A 23,857-nucleotide genomic window follows, 5' to 3' on the forward strand; every position below is an offset into this window, starting at 1 on the left:
CTGTTCTTTTTCTACTATTTTTATAGATTATTTTCTTTTGTTTTTGCGTTCTCTGGGTTCAGCTTTTCGGGCCGGGCAAACTCGCCCTCAGCGAACAAAAGCCGACCCGCCGGCTAGCGGCTCGATCCGCCACGATCGCCCAGGAAATGCATTTCCTCGAAGATCCGCACCGGAGGCGGCTCGTCGCCATACCGTTCGACCTCCACGCGGCCAAGCTGTCCAGTCGAAGCCTGAGCCGGCTGCGAGGTTCCAATGTCGCGGGTGAGTGGATGCACATGTCCCACTCGGCGCTCGGGTCGTCCGGCTCGAACCATGCACCCGTCGCGAGCTGCAGAACGCCCTTTCGGACATCCTCGCTCGTCACGGCTGCTAAACAGCCCTGACGACATCGCCATCGGCAATGTGGCGGGCGCTAACATCCCATCTTCATGTCGACCATTGCGGCTGGAACACACGATTGGTGGACGGGCGTTTGATACCGACATTCCCCAACGCCCGCTACATCATGGCGCGGCGTGAGTTCGAGGCCGCACAGGCGGCTCCGGCGATGCCAACAAGCGGACCTATGAGGACAATGTACGGCCAGTCGTCGAGGCCGGTCGCGCTGTGCTTGTCGGTATGGACTATGAACTCGATGACGAAGCGTGGCTGGAGCCGACGCCGGGCCACACCCTTGGCACGTAGCCAGCGGACTGAGATCTCAGAGCGTAAGGGCAGTCTTTTCCGGCGGCCTTAAAACGGCAGCGATCTTGCTGCCGAGGGCGGGGCACGAAGCAGCTGGCACAAGCACGAGCCGTGCGCCGAACCTGCGTGACCAGATGAAGCAAGACAATCCCGCTGTCTTGTGGCGGCGTCATGGTCCAGTCCCGGATCTTCCACGATCAATCCGGAAACGGTCCGCTGGAAAGCTGCGGCCGCCTCGGCTTCATTATGAATCAGTCCACTCGCGCGAGTTCGTTGTTCAGCCGAGCCTGACAGGCAAGCAGCTGTGGCGAGTGAGATGACTATAAGAGCACAAGCCATCACACCCGCAACTTTTGGAGGCAGAGAAGTGGCGTTCTCGATGCCTTTCGCATATCTCCCCCAGTCCCAGCCTTACTTCCCCTCGGTGGGGCCAACGGCTGCTCGGGCCGACAGGCGACGGTGGCCTCGGCTGCATTGAGCGGCAGTTACTCCACGAGCAGGGACAAAAGCTTTATCTTTGACATCAGGTTGCTAGCAATGAGCGAAGCGATGCTGACGATGGTAATGGTGATTAAAACGCGCGCGATGGAAGACGGTGCAAACATGGTCTGAACCATCCACAGGAACAAAAGGTGGATACAGTACGCTCCGAGCGTCTTCTCTCCAAGTTTTGCGACGGTGCCCGGCACGCGGCTTTGACAACCAAGAGCCAGGAAAAATATCCCGACGGCGTAAGGGACGGTCGATATGAAATAATCGATGTCACTTGTGGGCGGCACCTGGAAAAAGCGCCACAATAAAAAGCTCTCGAGGCACTGCAGCAGAAATCCGGCCGATGCGATTGAGACAGACTGCTTTATCGTCAGCGATGGGCCGGACTTGCCGATCCAATAGCCGATCGCGATGAAGATGCAGCCAAAAAACGGTCCGTCGCGGAAGTTCCAGTGTAAGGGCCCCTCCATATTCAGCTCCACGAAGGGCACTCCCAGGCAGTAGAGCAATATCCCGGCGACGAGTGCTCCCCTGATTCCTGAGACCTTCAGACAAAGGGCGAACATAACGGCGCTCACACCCAAAGACGGCAGGAACCAAAGATGGTAGGCAGGAACACCTTCAACGAGAAGCTGTCGGACGCCCATAATCCCGCTATCGCCAAAAATAAGTCCATGCGCCAGAAGGTATATGAGCAGCCATCCCGCAAACACAGGGAGAAGCCGGGTTAGATAAAGCTTGGCCATGGAAACCAAGGACAAGGTTTTCCGGCTGAGAAAATATCCGGCCACAAGAAAGAAATAGGGGACAGCAAAACGTGGAACGAGCAAGAAGAACTCCGTTGCTCTCGGCCCGAGGTAAAAGCCGCGCGCATGAACTGCGACAACGGCAACAAAGGAGACGACCCGAAACAGGTCGATGCCCATATGGCGTTTGGGACTCAAAGCATCCGTTGGTTGGCTCATCGGCAGAAGCTCCTTGGAAGCCGATATCGCATCACCCGCAATCGGCCCGGTCAAAACATCAAGGTTGCGATCGACTGCAGCGCATTTGCTTGGGTCTCGGTCGGCGCCCTCGACGCCGCGGAGACCTTCAGTTCGCAGGTGCAAAAACTACCGGAATGGCGCACCGGTGTCGAGCGCGGCTACAACGCTGAGGCGATCTTTGCGTAGCATGCGCTTTCATGCCGGTTGATGAAAATTAAGGCGCCGGCGGACTAGGAACATTCGACCGCCTCGCATGTTCGGCGGAATGGATCGTGCGGCCAATTTCTCCTGTAACCGTGCTTTAGCCCCTGAACGTGGCCGCGCGATCCGCTTCAGTTCTTCGCGTATCGTACGTGAGCTTGGATGCCTGTCAGGCGTTCATTTTTTGAACGTCTTTCCGACAGCCTCTGCGTCGTCAACCACTAGCGCCGATTTCGTCGAGGCCCCCTTTTGTCCAAAGCGGTACTAATACCTTCGGGTTAGTTTGAGGGCAGATCGTCCTGCCCATCTTTTAAGAGCCGCCCACCCTATGAGCGATGTTCGTCATTTTGCCTTTGCCCCGCCGATCGACAGCGGGGCTCTTTTTTGGGAATCGTCCTTCACGAACGCTGCGCAAGTCCCCGCTGATACGAAGCTCGTCGCGGATCCGATCGAGTTCCGTCGCGCCGCGGAGTTTGAAGCGAAGCCGGTGAAGCACTGCTTCGAGCCAGGAACATTTGTCTGTCTGGAATGTTAGGATAACGGGTCGCGTGGCCGCAGCCCTCCTGTGACGTGCAATGATCGTTGCACTGCTGCGCGATCCACCTCGCCAGGTTGAATCTGCCTTGGACGCCGCGGTCGCTAGGGTGACGCTATCAGGTCGCGGCCGGCGGGCCGGCGCCGCCATGTCGAGTGCCTCAATGGCAAGTTCCGCTTTCAGATGGGTTGCAATAGCCCGATAACCTTACGACTGAAAGCGTCGAGGACGATCGCCTCGTGTCGGCTATGCTGATCAGCAGCACTATTGCAAAGTGCGGGCTCGGTAGTAGCTGACCTCCCCCATCGACGATGTCGGGGTGGTTTCCGTTAATTGGGCGCGCTTATCTAAGCTCGATCTTTATTTAACAACTGGCCTTGTCATTGCCCGAGTGTTGTCATACCAGATCGACGACTTGGTGAACTCGGGCGCGCTCGTCACATTGCTGGAGGCGTATGAACCCTCCGCTATACCGGTCAGCTTCGTCTATCCCAGCCAACGCCAGGTGCCACTGAAACTGCGCGCCTTTCTGGACTTTTCGGTCCCGCGTATCAGAGAACGGTTTGGTTCGTAACCAGCTTAGACCATTCGTCCTCCCGTATTTGGCACTCGACCTCGACAAACCATCTGGGGCACACAAGCCTTCCTCGTGGAAAAACTGATCGAAAGTGCTGCAAGGCTAGGCGTCCGTTTTGGCGATATCGCGTGCCATGCCCCGGGCCCCCTCATGGATTGATCGCGGAACCTTCCGTGCCTGTTCTTTTGGGCAGCATCTCGTTTTGAGTTCGCAGACCTCGCAATCGTATTTGCTCGCGCGGTACGGAAGCTGGTTGTCGTTGACGATAGTGCCGCTGGTGGTCAACACCTTGTCTGCGGGGCAGCGGTAAACGTCGTTCTGCCGATCCCAAGTAAAGTCCTTGCGGGAGATGTGCCATCTGTTCTGCCCGACTTATCGAAGACCGGAATGTGCGGCTTGATGCCTTGCTCGTGCACCAGCCAACCGTTTCTGCGCAGCACTGCTTCACGGATGCACGCAAACCGTTGTCCTAAATCTCTGCGAGAATCAGCGTCCTCTTTTGCCGATCCTGCGCCGGAAACCTGCCCATCCGTTCCCGGCCCCAAAGCGGCCATTGGTCCTACCACGGTTGCGTGCGTCGGTCCTCTGCAGATTGCGCATCGGAAAATACACAAGAACTTTCTGCTACGCGCATGCCGCCAAAAATGGTAATGCAGGCAAGGGGCGGTTTCGTCGAGGGACATGCGCCGCCTGCAGCAGGGGGGTGCGTCGTGCCAATCGCCACCGTGTCCAGCCGGATGCTCTCCGTCACCGAGGAAATGCGCACGGTCATGGATTTTGCGCGAAACGTCCTGGAGGGCGACGGCCTGGGGCCTGATGCCTGCGATTTCATGTTCGGCAATCCGCAGGAAACGCCGTTGCGTGGATTTGTCGATGCATTGATCCGCCACGTCGAGCCCCAGGATGTTCACTGGTTCGGTTATAAAAAGTATGAAGCGCTGGCGCGCGAAACGGTGGCCCGTTCGCTCAGTCAGGCGCGAAGCCGTGACTACAAGCCAGACGACATTGCGATCACCGCCGGAGGGTTCGGCGCGATAGCGGCCGCGCTGCTCGCCGTGCTCGAGGTGGGAGAGGAGGTCATCTATCCGCGTCCCGGCTGGTTCGCCTATGGTGCCCAGATTCGCGGCGCGGCAGGGACACCCGTCGCCGTCGACCTAGCACCGGGAACCTATGACCTCGATCTCGAAAGGATCGAGGCAGCGATCACCCCGCGCACCCGCGTGGTAGTGGTCAACACGCCGCACAACCCGACCGGCCGCATCTTTCCCCGCGCTCAACTCGACGCGCTCGCCGACAAGCTCGTGGCCGCGTCCGAAAGATTTGGCAAGGTGATTTATCTCCTTGCCGACGAGCCCTATGCGCGACTGGTGTTTGACGGCAATGCGCATATCAGTCCGGCCGAGAGCTACCCGCACACGCTGATCGCCTATTCCTTCGGCAAGACCTTGCTCGCGCCCGGCGAGCGCCTGGGCTGGCTCGCACTCGGGGCGGACATGCCCGAGGCTGATCGCATAAGGCTGCGTGAGGCTGTCGACATGGCGCAGGTTTCGCACGGTTGGGCTTTTGCCGGCCGTACCCTGCAGCGGGCACTGCCTGATCTCGAGAAGCTCAGCATAGATGTCGCAGCCCTCGCGCGACGCCGCGATCGCATGGTCGAAGGCTTGAGGGCAGCGGGATACGACCTGCCGGTGCCTGAAGGTACCTTCTATCTCATTCCGCGCTCCCCGATACCGGACGACATGGCCTTCGCGGCACGTCTCGCAACTGACGGTGTCTGGGTGCTGCCCGGCAGCGTCGCCCAATTGCCTGGACGTCTGCGGATCAGTTTGACTGCAAACGACGGCATGGTGGAGCGCTCTTTGCCCGTCTTTGCGCGAGCGATAAGGGAAGTCGCAGCCTAACTCCTGGCGAGCAGTAGCCCACACGGGGGCTCCTGACGTCGGATCGGACACATTTAGTCCGCTTGTGGCGCGAAGCGGAAGATCCTGTTGTAGGAAACTGGGTCCCCAGCTAAATTATTGTACAATCGCAGATTGCAATCCTCACTTGATAATGGAGCGGGTGATCCGCCGAGAAAAGGTGGAAGTAATTGCAAGATCGGAGGAATCCGGAAGACGTCGGTGATCCAGAAAATCGAGCAGCTACAATCCCAGATTGTGCATGCCTGGGGACCTTGGATTCTCACATGATTTCAAAGGCTTAGAGAAATCGCCTTGAAATTTCCTCTGTTTTTCCATCGCGAGCGACCGTGGATGCCACCTTTGTGCCCTGGGTTTGGGCCTCAGTCAACCGGAGGGGTATAGCGGCAATTATTTCCGCTATGACCCCCAAAGCAGACATTGCCGAAATACGGCAACAATGCTTTCCCGACAGAAAAGCCACGGGTTTCTCGCCAACGTCAGCAGAAGGTCAGTACAGTTTTTCCAACAGTCGTTCGGCGGCCATCACGTCCGCAGTGTCCAAGCCTTCGCCAAATCGTTCGAACACTGGCTGTAACAGTGCCCGCGCATCGCGCACCCGTCCGTCGCCGACCCAAAACGCAGCGAGATCGGTCGCAGTTCGTAGCTCCCATGCGCGTGCGCCCGTGTTCCGGCTCTGCTCAAGCGACCGCGTGAAGCATGCCTCGGCATCAATGGCCAGAGAACCCGGCATCGACAAAAGCAGGTTCGCTCTGATGCGTAATAGCTCCGGCAGGTAGCAAAGGTCGCCGTTCTTCTCGACGAGCTCGATGGTTCGGTTGATTCTGCTCAGGCCTTCGTCAAATTCGCCGATTGCCACCAATCCCTTGACCAGCGATATCTCGAGCATGGTCGTGAACACCTCGTAGGTCGCGGAGTGAAGCTTCTCGATGCATCGACGCAGCGTCTCGATCCCGGCTTTCACGTCTCCGCGGCGGATGGCTACTTCGCCCTGAAAACCTTGAGCTACGGACACGTACGGTGAGAGGAAATGCAGCCCTGCGCGCGAGATCAACCATTCGATATGCTCCTCGGCACTCGGCAGATCATCCCGCCACAGGAAGACAGCAATTCCGCCCAGAAGTGCGATGCATAGGGTCAGGGAATGATCCAACTTGGCTGCATCGCTGATCGCCTGGCGCGCCCGGCAGTCAGCTTGCGCCGGATAGCCTTGCAGCCACAGATTCCGGGCCAGAATCCCCCCGGCGAGATGTCTCCCTTCGAAGCCAACATAGCTGGCAGGGGTTCTCTGCGACCGCGGTTCGCTTCTCGCTGCCGCCTCGAGTTCGATCCGCGCATTAATCAGATCACCCGTGAAATGCAGCGAATTACCGAGAAAAAAGCGACCCAGTTCAACCGTGGCAGGATCGTCCACCGTCATGGCGATTGCAGAGCAACGACGCGCGTAGCGAAGGGCAGCGTTGAAATCGCCGATGCGCAGGCTCAACATGCTCAACGGGCCCAAGATACGCAATTGGTCGAGCGCATTGCCCCGCTCTTCTGCGATTTGCAGGCTGCGAACGAGGGCGGCCTGCGAGGTTTCGCGGCCGCCTTGAAGATACATTCGGGAAATTCCAAGACCCGCTTGCAGGTGCATCTCCTCGATGCTTCCTTTCGACGCGTCATCCAGCGCAAGGAGCGCGCGTTCCGACCATCGCTGGCACTCGGGAAAGAGCGACATGACCTGGAAAACGGACGCCGCGGCAGCAGCAAGCCTAATGCCGACATCAATGTCGCCGTGTTCTCCGAAGCACCACTCCAGTGCCGCGCGAACATTGTTGATGCTCACGAAGTACGGCAACCGCTCAAGCCCTGTCGACAACGTCGGCCAATCCGGGCCGAATTGCTCGAGCCAACGTCGATAATAGGTCGCGTGACGCGCCCCCAGTCCGGCGCGCTCCGCTTCGGTCTGAGATTGGAGCGCATAGGCCCGTGTCGTGTCCAACAGGCGGTAGCGCATCATCGCGCCCAGGGGATGGGTTGCGAGCAACGATTTGGCGACAAGATTGTCGATCGCTTCGAAGACGGACGGCGGATGCATCTCGGAGGTGGAAATCACTTCCAGTGCGGCATCAAGTGTGAAGTCGCCGACGAAGACTGCCAATCGCCGAAGCACGAGGCGCTCCACTTCTGTAAGGAGCCCGAAGCTCCAGTCGAGCGTTGCCTGAAGCGTTTTTTGTCGCGGCGGTGCTGCCCGCGATCCTGTCCATCCCAATGTCAAATGCCGATCGAGAAGCGTGGCAGTCTGGGTGAGCCCATAGCTCTCGACGCGGCGGGCGGCGAGTTCCAGAGCGAGCGCCATGCCGTCGAGTTTCCGGCAGATGCCCGCAACGACGCGAACTTCCTGGTCGCTGAGATTAAGAGACGCCCCGCTCGCCGCAGCGCGTTCGATGAACAGCCGCGTTGCCGGAAAGGAAAGAACTGTCTCGATGGAAAGTTCCGGATCATCCGGCGGGCAAGCGAGGGTGTCGAGCCTGTAAACGCTTTCAGCTTCGATCCTCAGCGCTTCCCGGCTCGTTGCGAGGAGAAACACCTGCGGCGCGGCGTCGACAATCGTTGCCACTAGATCCGCGATGGCATCTATCAGGTGCTCACAGGTATCGAGGATCAGCAGGATTTGCTTGTCGCGCAGGTAGGCGATCAGGCTAGGACGGACATCGTCGGATCCAACTGGCAGACCGAGCATCGAGGCTATACCGGCCGCGACCAGACCCGGATCGCTCAACATGCCATAGTCGGCAAACAGGACCGCCCCGTTGAAGGTGGGGGCGAGGTGATGCGCAACCGCGGTGGCGACGGTGGTCTTTCCGACGCCGCCGACGCCGACGATAGTAACCATCCGCGACGTCATCAATTTCTCGGCCAGACGCTGAACGTCCTGCTCTCGTCCGACCATGCGGTCAAGTCGGCCCGGCAGCAGGGCGTGTGGGAAATCAGGGGCGGCGGAACCTTGTCGCAAGCGGCCGGATCGCGAGATTGGCGCTACGAAACAATAGCCTCTTCCGGCGATAGTCGTGATGTAGCGCGCGCCGTCCTGCCCATCGCCAAGCGCCTTCCTCAGCCCCGTCATGTGAAAACGCAGGCTGCCTTCGTCCACAATGACATCAGGCCAGACGCGGGAAATCAGGTCCTTCTTGGCAACGACCACATTGGGCGCAAGAGTCAGAGCAATCAGCAAGTCGAGGGCACGCGCACCCAGATCGATCCGAACGCCATCCTTCGTAAGAAGTCGTTGGCCGACACTCAAGCGGAACGGACCGAAGGATAGCTCGTCCGCCGTAGTGTCGCCGACATTGCTCATGGCTTTTGCCCCAGGTGCTGCAATTGGCTCCTTATACTCCAATGGCCTCGGTGCCGCCATTGTGGACTATTGGCTGTTCCCAACCGTCCGTTCGTTCACACGATCGTAATAGCGACCTCGACATTGCCCCGTGTAGCCTTCGAAAAGGGACAGATCCGCCGTGCCTCTTCGATCAACCTCGAAGCGACGTCGCGTCCCACACCGGGAAGTTGGATGATAAGCCGAACGCCGATGACAAATTCATCGTCGTCTGACGAAAGATCCACTTCGGTATGGATCCTGACGTTGGCGGACAGAGGCACTCCAGTCTCGCGAGCGACCTGTGCCACAGAGCTTGCGAAGCTCGTCGACCATCCCGCTGCCATGAGCTGTTCGGGATTAGTCCCAATGCGGGTCGAACCGGGATCCGAGAGCCTAATGTCGAGAACACCATCCGTGCTGCGGGCGACGCCGTTGTCGCGTCCACCGGTGGTTTCGGTGGTGGCCGTGTAGATCAGATGCATGGTCTTTTTCATGGAATTGTCTCTTGAGCGTCGAGCTCCCGTTGGAGAAATCGGCGCGTGCAGTGCACGCGCCGAGGCTTCAGCCTATGTTCAGCCGGGTTTGCGAAGGCTGCGGAAGCCAGAGCGCACCTCGTCGGTGAAAAGCTTCGGCTGCTCCCACGCTGCGAAGTGTCCACCCTTGGGAAGCTTGTTGTAGTGCACGAGATTTGGGTACGCCTTTTCGGCCCAGGCACGTGGTGTCTGGTAGAGTTCGTCCGGGAAGACGCTGACCGCGGCAGGCACTTTGACGCCCTTCGCAGCGAAGAATGCCAGCTTGTTCTCCCAGTAAAGGCGCGCAGCCGATACGCCGGTGTTTGTCAGCCAGAACAACGTCACGTTGTCGAGTACATCGTCAGGGCTGAGGCCTTCATCCTGGCCGTCGAACGATCGGGCGATCATTTCCAGGCTCGCCCCGTCGTGATCGAGCATGTAGGTCGCAAGAGCGATCGGAGAGTCCGTCAACCCGGTGAGGGTCTGCGGACGGGTTCCCATCAGAAATGCGTAGGAGACATGCTTGTAGAAGAAGACGAGCTGATCGTATGAATGTTTTTCTTCACCCGAGAGATTTGCCGGGGCCGGCGCCCCGGCGAAGGCTGCGTTATTGATGGCGTCGGGAATCGCGCCCGGCATGTTGGTATGGATGCCGAGCAGTTCCGGGGGAGCCTGCACGCCGATCATGTCGGTCACGACCGCACCCCAATCGCCTCCTTGCGCAACAAACTGGGTGTAGCCCAGGCGTCGCATCAGGGTTGTCCAGGCGGTTGCGATGCGTTCCGGTCCCCATCCGGTCGCTTCGGGCTTTCCGGAGAAACCGTAGCCCGGCATCGACGGGATGACGATGTGGAATGCATCCGAGGCGCTGCCGCCATGGGCTGTCGGCTCAGTGAGCGGGCCGATGATCTTCAACTGCTCGATGATCGAACCAGGCCATCCGTGCGTCACGATCAGGGGCAGGGCGTTTTCGTGCCTGGAGCGGACGTGGATGAAATGGATGTCCAGCCCGTCGATCTCGGTGATGAAATTCGGCACGGCGTTGATCCGAGCCTCGACCTTGCGCCAGTCATATTTGTTCTGCCAGTGATCCAGCAACTGCCTGGTCGTCTTCAGCGGTACCCCTTGGGTAAAGTCGCCAACGGTCTCTTTTTCGGGCAGCCGCGTGCGGGCGAGGCGGTTGCGAAGGTCATCGAGATCCGCTTCGGGAATGTTGACCCGGAAGGGGCGGATGGTATCGGATCCCGTCGCTGCCCTCGAATATGTGGGAAGCAAACTCACGATACCCAGGGCGGCGATCCCGGATGCTGCGGCACCCAGCAGGCGCCGGCGGTCCTCGTTGATAACGTCAGTCTTGATTGCGGTCATGATCATTCTCCTCGGAAACATTGGGTTGATCGTCTGCACCCCTGTGCTGCTCCAAGAGGTACGCCGAGGTCGTCGAATGCACACGTTAGGCGTTGTTAGATGATGATAGTGGCCCGATGCTCACCGGAAGCCGCGTCTCCGGTTGCTTCCAAAGCCCCGCCGGCTCAGCGTTTCGTATGCTACCCACGGCGCACGTTGGCAGAGGGCGCTCATCGCAGCTAATGACGTCTAACAACGCATAACGTGCGGTTCCTGTCGCGGTGGCGTACCTCTTAGGTCAGCACAAGGTGCAGACGATCAATCATCAAAACCTAGGACAGGATATTCGCTATGACCCACAAGGTTCTCTTTACTGGCAAGACGCACAACACCAACGGCCGCGACGGTGGAGCCCGCAGCAGCGACGGCTTTCTCGACGTCAAGATGAAGCAGCCGCATCCGGCTGCCGAAAACCTCTTCGGTGCCGCCTGGTCGGCCTGCTACATGGGTGCCATCGAGGTCACCGCCTCCCAGAAGCAGATCAAGCTCCCGGCCGGGATAGCGGTCGATGCTGAGATCGATCTGAACGTCGATGACGGCAATTACTTCCTGAGCGCCCGTTTCAATGTCAGCGTGCCCGGCGTCGATCCTGGGATCGCTCGCGAACTGCTCGACGCCGCGCACAGCATTTGCCCGTACTCCAAGGCAACGCACGGCAACGTCAACATTGTGACCAACCTCGTCTGAGCACAATCTCTCGGGCCTGCCCGCACATGGCGGGCAGACCCGGCAAATATTTTGGCGCTATCGATCACAAAAGCAGTGCGAGAAACCCGGAGGCAATCCAATGTTGAAGTTCGACACGCAACGTGCCGCATACCGTGACTTCGCCGACCTGCTTGACACCGATCTCTACCAACCATTGCCGGATGACTGGTTCGTCGGAATAACCGATGTTATCGATTCAACCTCGGCGATCGCTTTGGGTCGCTACAAGGATGTCAATTATGCGGGTGCATCCGCTATCGCCGCCCTTGGGAATGCATGGAACAGTTTCGACTTTCCATTCGTCTTTCGCGGCGACGGTGCAGCGTTCGCCGTCCATCCCGGCCAACTGGCATCCGCGACGACTGTTCTCCAGCAGACTACGGCATACGCCCGAGACGTTCTCCAACTTGGCCTGCGTGCCGGGCTGGTCTCGGTGAGGGAAATACGGGCAAGTGGAAGCGATGTGAGGACGGCCCAGTTTGCCGCGTCCGACGCTGCCACCTATGCGATGTTCGCTGGAGGCGGCCTGAACTGGGCTGATCGGCAGATAAAGGCGGGGAAATATACAATCTCGCCGAGCCCATCAAGCACGCCGCCGGACCTGACGGGACTGACCTGTGAATGGGCACCGATCCCTAGCCAACGCGGAGAGATCCTCTCTCTTCTCGTTGAACCCAGCAATCATAGCCAATCACAGCATTTTGCAATTCTTGCGCGACAGATACTCGCAATTCTTGAAGCGGGCGAGGGACGTTCGCGCCCCGTGCCGGACGATATCGCCATCACGACTGAAGTCGCAGACTACCTCGGTGGCAGGGGCTGGTCCGACGTTGTTTCGAATTCGGACTATCGCAGGTACGACGATGTGTTGCGTTTGACGTTGGACTGCACGACAGCACAGATCCGCAAGGTTGAGGCACTTCTCGTCGCAGCCAGGGATCGCGGGGAAATCAGCTTTGGTCTGCATCGGCAGTCCCACGCTCTGATGACCTGCTTAGTGCCTTCTGGCAATCGCGCTTCCCACCTTCATTTCCTGGACGGCATGGGCGGCGGATATACGAAGGCGGCCGCGATGCTGGAGGCTCAAAGTTCGGATGGTTAAGCGCGCGTACCGTCGTGTCCGACCGAATTTCCCAACCAGAAACGAGATAACAAGTAGAATACTTGTGTAAGGAGCGCGCGGTTCGAATCCCATCAAGCGAAGATCTGTTGGTTCGCGTTCGGCGCGAAGCGGACAATGGAATGATCGCTAACGTAACAATTGGGTCCCCAGCCAGTTTTCGTGCGGCTATGAATTTTGTTTTCGGTTCTACGAAATCGCTGAGCCGCCTGCTGCAAAAAGTCGGTAAGTAGCTGAAAAAAATACATTTTTCGTCAGGATATTTGCCTACCAAAAGGCGGGGTCTGCAGGCATAAAATTCGCCTGCCTGGAGACCTTGGATTCTCACATGATTTCAATGGCTTATCGAAATCACCTTGAAATCCCTCTATTTTTCCGTCGCGAGCGACCATGGATGCCACCTTTGTGCCCTGGCTTTGGGCCTCAGTCAACATGTGCTTGGAGCGGCAATAATTTCCGCTTCTGGACCCAAAACGGACGTCGTCCTTTCCTCCGTATCATAGAACCCTCTGGACCTTGTAAGGCCACCTCTGGCAAACTGCGGCTGATCGAGAAGTTCGAGCTCGATGCCGTCCGGCATCGTCCAACACTGCTGACCGAGCTCGACGATCTTTCCCTGGCGCTGAAACGCATGTCGAACGGTCTTTCCGCCTTCGCGCGTTTCATGCCAGTTGATGTCGTCCGTCCCCCTAGTTGACGGTCGCATCGAGCCTAAGCCTGGGGGTGAGCTCCGGGAGATAACCGTGCTGTTTGCGGACTTGCCAGGATTCACCGAGCTCACGGAAGAACTTGGTGTCGGTGTCGAGCCAAGCCTGACACGCTTTCTGACGCTATCGATTGCCGCCATTCATGCCGAGGGCGGTACCGTCGATAAATTTATCGGCGACTCGGTGATGGCGATCTGGAATGCACCACATGACGAGCCGGATCACGCTCTGCGCGCCTGCCGCGCGGCGGCCTCGATCCGCGACGCCATGCATGCCATACCGCAAATCTCGCCCAAGCATAACGCAGTTCGTGTGCGGATCGGCCTCAACACTGGCGTGGCGCTGGTCGGCAATATCGGTTCGGCCGAACGCCTGAGCTACACGGCGATCGGCGATGCGGTGAACCTTTCCAGCCGTCTGGTGGGCGTCGCCAAGGAGCATGGTGTGGAGATCGTGTTGAGTGGCGAGACGCTCGCCCGGACGGACGGAAAACTGCGCACACGATCGCTCGGAGAAACGCCCATTCGTGGCAGGTCCAAGCCGGTTGCGATCTTCACCATTAACGACCCATCGGCCATGGACTAAGGCATAAGATACCATGCATGACACATCACCTCTTTGCCGATTCTGTCCTGCAGCCCTGAATGACCGCTCGACTGGGTTGCTCATCGCGCCGACCAACTGCTCCATTCGCTGGCGTACGCCGAAATCCATTACTCGTGAATCAGTGTCCGCTGTTGGCGCGCATCCCGGTCTCACAAGGGAATTCGTCGAGCGACCGCTTTCCCCCTGTTGGAGACACTGGCTGGTTTGGCACGAGAGCGGCCGCTTCGGGCCGACAGGCGACTTGGACCATGTCCGGAACGCGCCCCCGCTCCGGCCGGAAAGGCCGGTGGAGTCACTTCCCAAGAGCAGACGTTCCCCCGAGGCGAGTTTCCCGATCCGCGCTACTCGCCTATGCTGGAAAGCAATTCGCCGAGCTGTTCCAACTGCTCCGGCAATGCGGCCGCCCCGCCCTGTAGTGCTTCCTCAAGCGCCTCCTTGGACGGATAGACTTCGTGGAGATTCAGCAGCGTTTTCCCGCCCTGGTCCTCGAAGGTCACGGTCGTGACCGCGCCCTCTTCGCCCTCGTCGTTGGTCCAGACGATGCGCTCGTTCGGAACCACCTCGAGATACTTGCCGTAGAAGGCCATGGTGTCCGAACCGCCGGCGCCGAATTCCAGCCGATATTTGCCGCCGGTACGGACGTCCATATCGCACGATACGAGCGAAACGCCGGATGCCGATTTTGGCACCCACCAGCGCTGGAACAGCTCGGGCTGGCTCCACGCCCTGTAAACCGTGCTCGGCGGCGCATTGAATGTCCGCGTTACAACGAGTTCGCGATCCCCTTTGCGCTCGACTGACGTGCGGTTCTGAGCACCACCTGCACTGTTAACTTGCTGATTCATCGCTTCCCTCCTGTTTCATCTCGCTGATGATTTCGTCCAATGCTTCGAAGCGGGCCTCGAAGAGCTTGCGATGCGCCTCGATCCACTCGGCCTCTGCCTTGAGGCCGCGTTTCCCAAGCTTGCAGGTTCTCACCCGTCCGACCTTCTGCGTGACGACGAGCCCCGCCCGCTCGAGAACCTGGACATGCTTCTTCATGCCGGTCAGCGTCATCTGGAACGTATCCGCGAGACTGGTGATCGACGCGTCCCCTCGCCCGAGCTGATCGATGATCCCGCGGCGGGTCGCATCGGACAGCGCCGCGAACGAGAAATCGAGGGGAGGACTTGCATACTGAACCATATAGTTCAGTGTTTATCTTGCTCGCGCAGGAAACGCAAGCGTCCCGAACTTTCCCTGTCGTAGATCGGTCATTCGAGATCACACCCCGCGGCGGCGGCAGCGAAATCGTCTGCTTTCGGCGAATGGCCGTCGGTGTTCGGCGATGCGAAGATGACGACGACGCTACTCGACCGCCTGCCCCCCATTGAGATCGTTGAAACCGGAAGCGAATCCTGGCGTTTAAAGAACCGCTCTCAAAGTTAAAGCCGAAAGACCCCAGTCACCCGTACTTGGCCTACCCTTTTGCAACCCTGATCAGCGCCGGGCAGGCCAAGCGCTGATCGTCTACAGGGGGTGGAGATCGCACGCCGATAAGGGGTCAGTTTTGTGCGCCGATTGACAGATAGGCGTTCGTCACGCCGAGCAGTGCGCGTGAAAAGCCGCTTGACAAAACGCGTCGGCTGCCACTATTGGGTAATCGATCACCCAAGGAGGATGGTGAAGATCGTGGCAGTATCGCTTTCTGACATCGCGGAACGTGCGGGCGTCTCGGTAAAGACGGTTTCCGGCGCATTGCACGGCGGCTCCGCCCGCATGTCGGACGATACGCGCCAGAAGATCAAGGCCATTGCGGAAGAACTCGGCTACGTGACCAACCTTGCAGCGCGTGGCGTGCGTCAGGGCTGGCTGCCGCTGGTCGGCGTCGTCTCCGACGGCCTCATCACTTCGCCCTTCGCCACCGAGATCGTGCGTGGCCTCGACGGGGCGGCCCGCGGCGCCGGCATGGCGGTCTTTGCGGTCAACCACAGCAGCGGCCAGTCTATCGGCTCGGTGCTCGACGAGGTGCAGCAGTTCCGGCCGCGCGCCGTTGCTTATGCCGCCATGTACCACAAGGATGTCGCCCTGTCGGACAGGTTGGCGGGCGGCGTCGGCGTCATGATCAACTGCCGCGAAGCTGCCGGCCGCGTCACCGCGCTGGTGCCGGACGAAGAGGGCGGCGCGCGGGAGATCGTGCGTTATCTCCTCGTCGCCGGCCGCCGGCGCATCGCCTTCATCAACCTGCCGGGCATTCTCGCCGGCACGCTACGCGAAATGGGGTTTCGTGCAGCACTTGAGGAGGGGGGCATCGACCCCGTCGGCGTGTTACCGGCGGTGCGCCGCAGCGTCTACAGTGACCGCGCGCCAAGCCTTGTTGCCTCTCATGTGGAGGCGCTTTTGAAATCCGGTCAACGGCCGGATGCCATCTTGTGCGGCAATGACCGCGTGGCGATGGAAGTCTATGCGGCGCTTGCCCGCGCCGGCCTTCGCATTCCGGATGATATCGCGGTGGCAAGCTTCGACAACCAGGTCGAGCTAGCCTCGCGGCTGGACCCGCCACTGACGACGATGGCCCTGCCGCACCGCGCCATGGGCCGCCTCGCCATAGAGATCCTGCTGGCCGAGCAGCCCGAACCGCCGCATCTGCGGAAACTGCCGTTCCATCTGGTCGAACGGGCATCCGTCTGAACATCGAATAGTGTCCAACAGGAGGAGAATACCAAATGAGGGTTTCAATGGGTAATCGTTTACTTTCTGCACTCTTCGCGTCCGCCGCGCTGGTCGCAACCGCCGGTTTTGCCGAGGCGAAGACCGTCATCCACGTTATGCACCAGGGCGATCCCGGCTGGGTGAAGGCCTATGGCGACGTTGCCACCCGCTTCGAGGCCGCCAATCCCGATGTCGACATCGAGATGATCTACGCGCCGCACGATGCCTATAACGAAAAGTTCAGCGCCGCCGTCATGGCCAAACAGCTGCCCGATATCATGGAACTCGATGCTCCGTTCCTCGCCAATTATGTCTGGTCCGGCTATCTGCAGCCCGTCAAGCCGCTCATTGACAAGGATCTGCTCGATGACATGACGGATTCGAATATCGCCCAGGGCACCTATCCGATCGACAAGGACCTCTATGCGATCGGCCTCACCGACTCCTCGGTCGTGCTCTACGGCAACAAGAAATATCTTGAAGCCATTGGCGCCCGCATTCCGAAAACGGTCGACGATGCCTGGACCCGCGAGGAATTCGAAGGCTATCTCGAAAAGCTTTCCAAGTTCGAAGGCGTGAAGTGGCCAATCGACACCTTCCGAGGTTACGGCATCAAGACCGAGTGGATCACCTATGCCTACGGCCCCCTGCTCGAAAGCGCCGGCTGCGACCTGATCGACCGCAAGACTTGGACGGCCAGCGGCACGCTCGATGGCGAGGCCTGCGTCAAGGCGCTGACGATGATGCAGGACTGGGTGAAGAAGGGCTGGGTCGTACCGACTTCGTCGGGCACCAACCAGTTCTACGCCGAGGGACAGCCGGCCGCGCTCGCCGTGGGCGGCCACTGGTTCTACGCGGAGGCATCGGCAGCGATGAAGGACAATATCGTCGTCATGCCGCTGCCGAAGATCGGCGACAAGGGCGTGAGCCCGAACGGAACCTGGATCTGGGGCATTTCCGCGACCTCGGAAAACCCTGAGATCGCCGGCAAGTTCCTGAGCTTCCTGCTGAAGGACAAGGAGTACCGGGAGTACGCCAAGACCCAGTCCGCCTATCCGGGCCTGAAGAGCTTCGCCGCCGAATCCCCGCTCTATGCGGAAGGCGGTCCGCTCGCCATCGCCTTTGAGCAGGCTTCCAAGACCGCGGTCGCCCGTCCGCCGCACCCGGCTTATCCGACGATCACCTCGGCCTTCATGCAGGCCGTCGACAAGATCTTCAACGGTGGTGACGCGCAGGAAGCGCTGACAGCCGCTGCCAAGAAGATCGACGAGGATATCGAGGACAACTCCGGCTACCCGCCCTTCGACGAGCAGCAGTAAGGGGTTTTGACGGGGCCGGTTCTCCGGCCGGCCCTGGGCTATCTCGGGGGATGACCGATGAGGAGGAAACAATGACTTTGCAAGAGACCTCCACGCCCGCTTTGCGGCGTCCGGCGAAACGCCGCGACAAGCAGCGGCTCTGGCAGGAAATGGCGATGATCGCGCCTGCCGTTCTGCTTCTGGCCATATTCCTGATCACGCCGTTCCTCCTGTCCTTCTGGACGGCGATGACCAACCAGCCGCTGGTGCCGCGCCCGACCCCGGTGCGCTTCGTCGGCCTCCTGAATTTCGAGCGCGTCTTCACCGATCCGCTGTTCTGGACCTCGCTGTGGAACGTTACGCGCTTCACCATTTGGGTGCTGCCGGTGCAGTGCGGCCTCGCCTTCCTGACCGCGCTACTTTTGCATCAGAAGCTGCCGATGCAAAACCTGCTGCGCGGGCTGTTCTTCCTGCCGGCGATCACCTCCATGGTGGTGGTCTGCGTCATCTGGGGCACGCTGTTCCAGTATCCGAGCGGCCCGCTCAACCAGATCGTCGGTTTCCTTTCCGGCGGCACGATCCAGCCGATCGACTGGCTCGGCGATCCCAACTGGGCGATGTTCTCCATCGTGTTGCTTTCAGCCTGGCAGGCCTATGGCTTTCAGATGATCATCTACCTCGCCGGCCTGCAGGGCATTCCCGAAGAACTATACGATGCCGCCCGCATCGACGGGGCAAGCGTGCTGCGCCGCTTCTGGCACGTCACCATGCCCGGCCTTCGCCCGACCCATGTCTTCGTGCTGGTCATCACTACCATCCAGGCCTTCAAGCTCTATACGCAGGTGGCGATCCTCACCCAGGGCGGCCCGAAGGAAAGCACCGAAACCGTTGTCCACTACATGGTGCGCGCCGGCTTCGAGGAGCAGAAACTCGGCTACGCATCGGCCGTTTCCGTCATCCTCTTCGTCATCGTTCTTCTGATCGCGCTCCTGCAACGCAAACTCCTGAGGCGCTTCGATGTCTGATATCGCTTTGAGCCAGCCCGCCCCGCTGGCAATCGCAAGGGGCAGCGGCAAGAGAAGCCTGCGCATCGTGCAGAGCCTCTGCATCCTGGTCATCGCGCTGGTGATGATCTCGCCGCTGTTCATGCTGCTGATCGCCAGCCTGAAGGACGACCGCTTCCACATCCTCGCCGACATGGGCAGCTTCCGCGCCTTCTGGGTCAGCGACCCGACGCTGTCGAACTACAAGGAGATCGCCCATTTCTCCGGCGAGCTGGCCTATGGCCGATATCTCTTCAATTCGCTGGTGATCCTCGTCGCCACAGTCGTCTCGGGTCTGGTCATCAATTCCATGGCTGGCTTCGTTCTGGCCTGGGGCTCGCTGCGCGGCAAGGCGGCGCTCTTGGCGCTGGTCGTCGCGCTCTATGTCATCCCGCAGGAAAGCATCATCATGCCGCTCGTCGTCATGATGTCGCGGGCGGGGCTGACGGATACCTTCGCGGTGCAGATCCTGCCCTGGGTGGCAAGCCCGCTCTATGTCTTCCTCTTCTACCAGTTCTTCGCGCAGCTGCCGAAGGAACTCTATGAAGCGGCGGAAATGGATGGCGCATCGGCCTTCCGCATCTACCGGTCGATCTACATGCCGCTCAGCCTGCCGGCGCTCGCCACGGTCTCGATCCTCATGGGCATCGAAAGCTGGAACCAGTATCTCTGGCCGACGCTGGTCACCCAGACCGACTATGCTCGGCCGATTGCCGTCGCCATCGCCACCTTCTTCGGACAGGACAGCATCTACTGGGACCGTGCCATGGCCGCCTCGGTGCTGATGATGATCCCCGTCCTCATTCTCTATCTGGCTTTCCAGCGCTGGTTCGTCAGTTCATTCGTCGGCTCCGCCGTGAAAGGTTGATTATGTCTCTGCAGGCAAAATGCGAAACGTCAGCACCTGAAACCATCGAAGCGGAGCTCCCCGAAGGCACGGTGCTGCATCTCTGGCTGAAGGCGCGCCGTGCCGGCGGCGAGGCGAAGCTCTTCGTCGCGGTTGATGGCAACGACATCGGCGAGCCCTCGACCCGCCGCACGGGGGAATTTGAGTTCTTCGCTGTGACGCTCGCGAAAGGCGGTCGTGCCACGCTGTCTTATGATGCGACAACCACAGCGCTTTCCGTCGCTTATGCCTTCCGGCCGGAAACCGTGATGAAGGAGGGCATCCGCGTCCTGCACAGCGACGCCCGCACCGCCGCCCCCGACGTGCCCGACAGCTACCACTTCCGTCCGCCCTTCGGCTGGATGAACGATCCGAACGGTTTTGGACGGTTCGGCGGAAACGCTCACCTCTTCTACCAGCATTATCCTCATGAGCCGCGCTGGAACACTATGCACTGGGGCCATGCTCTCTCGAAGGATTTCGTACGCTGGACACATCTGCCCATCTTCCTCTTCCCGACAGCGCATCTATCGGAAAAGGACGATGGCCGCGGCGGCGCCTTCTCCGGCTCGGCGATCCCCGGCACCGGCCCAGAAGGCGAGGAAATCCGCGTCTTCTACACCGAGCATGTGCGTGATCGGCAACCGGAAGAGCAAATCCAGCTTTCCGCCGTCAGCCGCGACGGCATCGTCGCCGGCCCGTCGGAAACCGTGATGCCGCTGCGACCGGAAGGCTTGAACCTCACCACCGATTTCCGCGACCCCTATGTCTTCAAAGGCCCGGACGGCCGCTGGAAGATGCTGCTCGGCAGCCGCGACAGGCAGGGCGGCGTCGTACTGCTCTATGAAACCGCAGACGCGCAAGGCGCCGATGGCTGGACCTTCCTCGGCGTCATCCATCGCGAGGACGGTTTCGGCATGACGGCGGCGGAATGCCCCTGCATGGTGCCGCTTTCCGGCAAAAACGCAGAAACCCGCTGGGCGCTGATCTTCGGTCTACTCACCAGCCGCGACCCGGCCACCGGCCGCCGCAACCTCACCTCCGTCATCGTTGGCGGTTTCGATGGCCGCACCTTCACGGCGGAGTTCGAGCAGGAGTTGGATTTCGGTTCGGATGCCTATGCCTTCCAGGCCTTCGTTGATGGCGACGAGCCGGTCGGCATCGCCTGGCTCGCCAACTGGACGGATTTTTCCAAGAAGGACGATTTCCCGACGACCATGACCCTGCCGCGCCGCGTGCTTCTCGACGGCGACGCCGTGCTGACCCCGCCGGTCGCAGCCGTCGAAAGCCTGCGCCATCAGTTGCTGGACGATACCGCGCTTGCCGCCGGCAAGACCGTGCCGCTCGGCACCGGCGCCGTCGAGATCGTACTTGATCTCACCGAGCCGGGCGCCGCCTTCGATCTCACCTTCGATCATCCGGATGTCGATCTAGGCGTGAAACTCGATACCGATGGTCTGGCGATTGTCTTCGATGCTCGCACCGATAAGACGCCGCCACGGTACGTCGCCACCGGCGCGAAACCGTCGAGCCTGCGCATCTTCCTCGATGCCGGCTCCATCGAGGTCTTCGCTGACAACGGCCGCTGGACGGGGTCCAAACGCATTCCGGGCTTTGCCGCCGCACGTTCGGCAACGCTCACCGGCGCCGTCGCCGAGGCAGGCGTCTGGCAATTGAAACTGTGAGGGAGGACAGACAATGGCATCGGTAGCAATCGACCGGGTTCTGAAGCAATACGGCGCGGCCTCCGTTATCCACGGGGTTTCCGCGGATATCGAGGACGGTGAGTTCGTCACGCTCGTCGGGCCGTCCGGCTGCGGCAAGTCCACGCTTCTGCGCATGCTGGCGGGGCTAGAGGATATCAGCGGCGGTGAAATCCGCATCGACGGCCGCGTCGTCAACGACGTCGCGCCGAAGGAGCGCGATATCGCCATGGTGTTCCAGTCCTATGCGCTCTATCCGCACATGACGGTGCGCGAAAATATGGGCTTTGCCCTGAAGTTGCAGGGGCGCGATAAGGCGACAATCGACAAGCTGGTGAGCGAAGCCGCCGGCATTCTCGCACTTGAACCCCTGCTGGAGCGCCTGCCGAAACAGCTTTCCGGCGGCCAGCGCCAGCGCGTCGCCATGGGCCGCGCCATCGTACGCCATCCGAAAGTGTTCCTCTTTGACGAGCCGCTGTCCAACCTCGACGCCAAGCTGCGGGTGACCATGCGCAGCGAGATCAAGGAGCTGCATCAGCGCCTTGGCACTACCATCGTTTACGTCACCCACGACCAGATCGAGGCGATGACCATGGCCGACAAGATCGTCGTCATGCGCGCCGGCCGCATCGAGCAGATCGGCAAGCCGCTCGATCTCTACGACCGCCCAGATAACACCTTCGTCGCCGCCTTCATCGGCTCGCCGTCGATGAATCTCTTCGAGGGTGGCGTCAGCGACGGCGGCTTCCGTATCGAAGGCGGTGTTTCCCTGCCGCTTCCGCCACAATTGATCCAAAGCGCGGCGCGCACCTACGGCATCCGCCCGGAAGACCTCGACATTGCGGAGACGGGCATTGCGGCCACCGTGCTGACTGTCGAGCCGACCGGTGCGGAGACCCATCTTTCGGTGCGTGTCGGCACGCAGACGGCAACCATCGTGCTGCACCGGCGGGTGGATTTAAAGCCCGACCAGCAAATCCACCTCGCGCCCAAATCCGAGAAAATCCACCTCTTCTCCGCCGAAGGCAATCGCATAGATTGATCCCCCGGCGCCTCCCGCTGAGCCGCGTCGGCAATCCCTACGATAATGCGAAGGCCGAGAGATTCATGAGGACCCTGAAGGAAGAGGAGGTGGATGGTCAGGCGTATCGCAGCCTGGACGATGCAAGGACCAGGATCGGCGAATTTCATCGAGGTCGTTACAACAGGCAGCGCCTGCACTCGGCCCTCGACTATCTCGCGCCAGACGCTTACGAAGCCAGTCTCCCGGAACAGCGGCAAGAGACAGCAGACGCAATTCACAGCAGGGAGAACTGGCAAAGGGTCGCGAACTCGTTGCCCCGCCCATCTTCCCTTCCCTGGCGTCGGTCATATTCGCGCCGAAGGCCTGGGCTCCTTCTCCTGGCATCCCAGCGAATATCGGAACCGCGCGGGCCAATAAGCCTGACGAAGCGTGCCGCCCCGGACTGGTTCATAGGCTTGATCGTTGCCAGCCCATTGGCAAGGGTTGTCAACCTCGAGCACTTTGGACGCGCAGGCGCATCTCCGGCAGGTTCATTCACGACCTCGCCGATTGAACGAATAACGACAGCCGCACGACCACCATTGCGGCCAAGAATGTTATTGCTGCAAAAAGAACCCATCGTCGTTGGCGAGCGAGAAGCTGTAGTTCTTGCCGCCACTGCGATGGCAGAACTCGGATGCTGGCACTCGCCGATCGCAGTCAAGCGCCGGCCGGCCAGTTCGATAGGCTCGCCATGTCATAGACACTGGGCGGCGGACGAAATTTGGATGGCGCCATTCCCGGCCGCTGTCCCCTTGCTGCGATTCGATGCTTACTCGGCGGCCTGTGATAGGGGAATGATATTGGGCTCCGGCAAGGCAACCCTCGTCAGAAATTCGAAGTCGTCCACCATGTGGTGGACATCCGATCCGGTTATGGCGACCGTCCAATAGTCGCGGCCGGCGCCGAAAACCGTTGAAATCTGCACGACCTCCCAGGCGCCTCCGGTTTCCCTGCGTCTTGCCCAGTAGAAGCATTCAGGCTCCAAGGCCAACAACTCAAGCATCCGCGAACTCCCACATTGCCCAACTCGCATGCCACAATTGAACCGTGCACCGGGCCGAAATCCTACCGAGTGCCGGTACCCCACCGGGCGGCGACCATACATGAGGATCCCTCGGTTGTCATCGGCGTTGATGCCTGGGGATCGCCGACGCCAAGATCAAAGACGGGCAAGATCGATGGGTCGGTGCTGCGCATCTGCTTCGAGCCGACCTGGTGCCGGAAGCCTGGGCACTAAGCGAAGGCCCGAGAGCTTCGTGCCGCGCTCCGTGAGCGGATATTTTACGTGCGGCTGCGCAGGACCGTCTATCCGGCGACCACCGGCGTTCCTTGCAAAGGATTGCGTATCCCTATTT

General features: G+C 60.2%; 18 protein-coding genes and 5 pseudogenes. 15 read left to right on the forward strand and 8 right to left on the reverse strand.

Annotated elements, in window-relative coordinates:
• Positions 1-1,169 precede the first annotated feature (1,169 nt).
• On the reverse strand, positions 1,170-2,141 hold the full coding sequence (locus tag BLP23_RS15240) for an acyltransferase (RefSeq protein ID WP_092585652.1): 972 nt from the start codon (positions 2,139-2,141) through the stop codon (positions 1,170-1,172).
• Between BLP23_RS15240 and BLP23_RS15245 the strand changes: the two genes are divergently transcribed.
• Together BLP23_RS15245 and BLP23_RS15250 are read left to right on the forward strand one after the other, a co-directional pair.
• Positions 2,133-2,348: a hypothetical protein gene (locus BLP23_RS15245; RefSeq protein WP_092585653.1), complete on the forward strand. Its 216-nt coding sequence runs from the start codon at positions 2,133-2,135 to the stop codon at positions 2,346-2,348. The genes BLP23_RS15240 and BLP23_RS15245 overlap by 9 nt on opposite strands.
• Before the next feature lie 343 nt (positions 2,349-2,691).
• Positions 2,692-2,898, forward strand: coding sequence for a hypothetical protein (locus tag BLP23_RS15250; protein ID WP_092585654.1), 207 nt, complete (start codon positions 2,692-2,694; stop codon positions 2,896-2,898).
• Between the two features lie 685 nt (positions 2,899-3,583).
• Here BLP23_RS15250 and BLP23_RS34545 read toward each other — a convergent pair.
• Positions 3,584-3,897: pseudogene (locus tag BLP23_RS34545) on the reverse strand (IS5/IS1182 family transposase); the annotation flags it as partial.
• A 288-nt stretch (positions 3,898-4,185) separates the two neighbouring features.
• Between BLP23_RS34545 and BLP23_RS15265 the strand changes: the two are divergent.
• On the forward strand, positions 4,186-5,376 hold the full coding sequence (locus BLP23_RS15265; RefSeq protein ID WP_167363897.1) for an aminotransferase class I/II-fold pyridoxal phosphate-dependent enzyme: 1,191 nt from the start codon (positions 4,186-4,188) through the stop codon (positions 5,374-5,376).
• Positions 5,377-5,884: 508 nt separating this feature from the next.
• Here the strand turns inward: BLP23_RS15265 and BLP23_RS15270 are convergent.
• The 3 genes from BLP23_RS15270 to BLP23_RS15280 all read right to left on the reverse strand — a co-directional run bounded on the left by BLP23_RS15270 (position 5,885) and on the right by BLP23_RS15280 (position 10,635).
• Positions 5,885-8,734 (reverse strand): ATP-binding protein, encoded by a 2,850-nt coding sequence (locus tag BLP23_RS15270; protein ID WP_092585657.1) that lies wholly within the window; start codon positions 8,732-8,734, stop codon positions 5,885-5,887.
• Between the two features lie 95 nt (positions 8,735-8,829).
• A complete protein-coding gene (locus BLP23_RS15275; protein ID WP_208603158.1) occupies positions 8,830-9,249 on the reverse strand; it encodes an Ohr family peroxiredoxin in 420 nt (139 codons plus the stop codon).
• 78 nt (positions 9,250-9,327) lie between these two features.
• Entirely contained in the window at positions 9,328-10,635 is a 1,308-nt protein-coding gene (locus tag BLP23_RS15280; protein WP_092585659.1) for an epoxide hydrolase family protein, read from the reverse strand.
• Positions 10,636-10,965: 330 nt separating this feature from the next.
• Between BLP23_RS15280 and BLP23_RS15285 the strand changes: the two genes are divergently transcribed.
• From BLP23_RS15285 to BLP23_RS15295, 3 genes and pseudogenes are all read left to right on the forward strand, one after another.
• Positions 10,966-11,361, forward strand: coding sequence for an Ohr family peroxiredoxin (locus BLP23_RS15285; RefSeq protein WP_092585660.1), 396 nt, complete (start codon positions 10,966-10,968; stop codon positions 11,359-11,361).
• A 100-nt stretch (positions 11,362-11,461) separates the two neighbouring features.
• A complete protein-coding gene (locus BLP23_RS15290; protein WP_092585661.1) occupies positions 11,462-12,484 on the forward strand; it encodes a DUF3095 family protein in 1,023 nt (340 codons plus the stop codon).
• A 532-nt stretch (positions 12,485-13,016) separates the two neighbouring features.
• Positions 13,017-13,794: pseudogene (locus tag BLP23_RS15295) on the forward strand (adenylate/guanylate cyclase domain-containing protein); the annotation flags it as partial.
• A gap of 362 nt (positions 13,795-14,156) precedes the next feature.
• Here the strand turns inward: BLP23_RS15295 and BLP23_RS15300 are convergent.
• Complete coding sequence (locus BLP23_RS15300) at positions 14,157-14,660, reverse strand: SRPBCC family protein (RefSeq protein ID WP_092585662.1); 504 nt, start codon at positions 14,658-14,660, stop codon at positions 14,157-14,159.
• Positions 14,644-15,000, reverse strand: coding sequence for an ArsR/SmtB family transcription factor (locus BLP23_RS15305; protein ID WP_092585663.1), 357 nt, complete (start codon positions 14,998-15,000; stop codon positions 14,644-14,646). Before BLP23_RS15305 ends, BLP23_RS15300 begins: the two co-directional genes overlap by 17 nt.
• A 111-nt stretch (positions 15,001-15,111) precedes the next feature.
• Here BLP23_RS15305 and BLP23_RS15310 point away from each other — a divergent pair.
• From BLP23_RS15310 to BLP23_RS35300, 8 genes and pseudogenes are all read left to right on the forward strand, one after another.
• Positions 15,112-15,243: pseudogene (locus tag BLP23_RS15310) on the forward strand (ATP-binding protein); the annotation flags it as partial.
• A gap of 231 nt (positions 15,244-15,474) precedes the next feature.
• Entirely contained in the window at positions 15,475-16,485 is a 1,011-nt protein-coding gene (locus BLP23_RS15315) for a LacI family DNA-binding transcriptional regulator (protein ID WP_092585664.1), read from the forward strand.
• Positions 16,486-16,532: 47 nt separating this feature from the next.
• Positions 16,533-17,825 (forward strand): ABC transporter substrate-binding protein, encoded by a 1,293-nt coding sequence (locus BLP23_RS15320; RefSeq protein ID WP_092585665.1) that lies wholly within the window; start codon positions 16,533-16,535, stop codon positions 17,823-17,825.
• 71 nt (positions 17,826-17,896) lie between these two features.
• The gene (locus tag BLP23_RS15325; protein WP_092585666.1) at positions 17,897-18,829 is read left to right on the forward strand and encodes a carbohydrate ABC transporter permease; all 933 of its coding nucleotides are present in this window, start codon (positions 17,897-17,899) and stop codon (positions 18,827-18,829) included.
• A complete protein-coding gene (locus tag BLP23_RS15330) occupies positions 18,822-19,715 on the forward strand; it encodes a carbohydrate ABC transporter permease (protein ID WP_092585667.1) in 894 nt (297 codons plus the stop codon). The genes BLP23_RS15325 and BLP23_RS15330 overlap by 8 nt, the downstream gene beginning before the upstream one ends.
• A 2-nt stretch (positions 19,716-19,717) precedes the next feature.
• Entirely contained in the window at positions 19,718-21,418 is a 1,701-nt protein-coding gene (locus tag BLP23_RS15335; protein WP_092585668.1) for a beta-fructofuranosidase, read from the forward strand.
• Positions 21,419-21,431: 13 nt separating this feature from the next.
• Positions 21,432-22,478: an ABC transporter ATP-binding protein gene (locus BLP23_RS15340; protein WP_092585669.1), complete on the forward strand. Its 1,047-nt coding sequence runs from the start codon at positions 21,432-21,434 to the stop codon at positions 22,476-22,478.
• Positions 22,475-22,669, forward strand: a pseudogene (locus BLP23_RS35300) (integrase core domain-containing protein); the annotation flags it as partial. The gene BLP23_RS15340 and the pseudogene BLP23_RS35300, both read left to right, overlap by 4 nt.
• Before the next feature lie 602 nt (positions 22,670-23,271).
• Here BLP23_RS35300 and BLP23_RS15355 read toward each other — a convergent pair.
• Positions 23,272-23,505 carry a hypothetical protein gene (locus BLP23_RS15355; protein ID WP_092585671.1) on the reverse strand — a complete coding sequence of 78 codons (234 nt, stop codon included), beginning with the start codon at positions 23,503-23,505 and terminating at the stop codon, positions 23,272-23,274.
• A 140-nt stretch (positions 23,506-23,645) separates the two neighbouring features.
• Between BLP23_RS15355 and BLP23_RS34550 the strand changes: the two are divergent.
• A pseudogene (locus BLP23_RS34550) lies at positions 23,646-23,808 on the forward strand (IS110 family transposase); the annotation flags it as partial.
• Positions 23,809-23,857: the final 49 nt, after the last annotated feature.

This window comes from Rhizobium mongolense subsp. loessense (genome assembly GCF_900099775.1).
Classification (GTDB): Bacteria; Pseudomonadota; Alphaproteobacteria; order Rhizobiales; family Rhizobiaceae; genus Rhizobium; species Rhizobium loessense.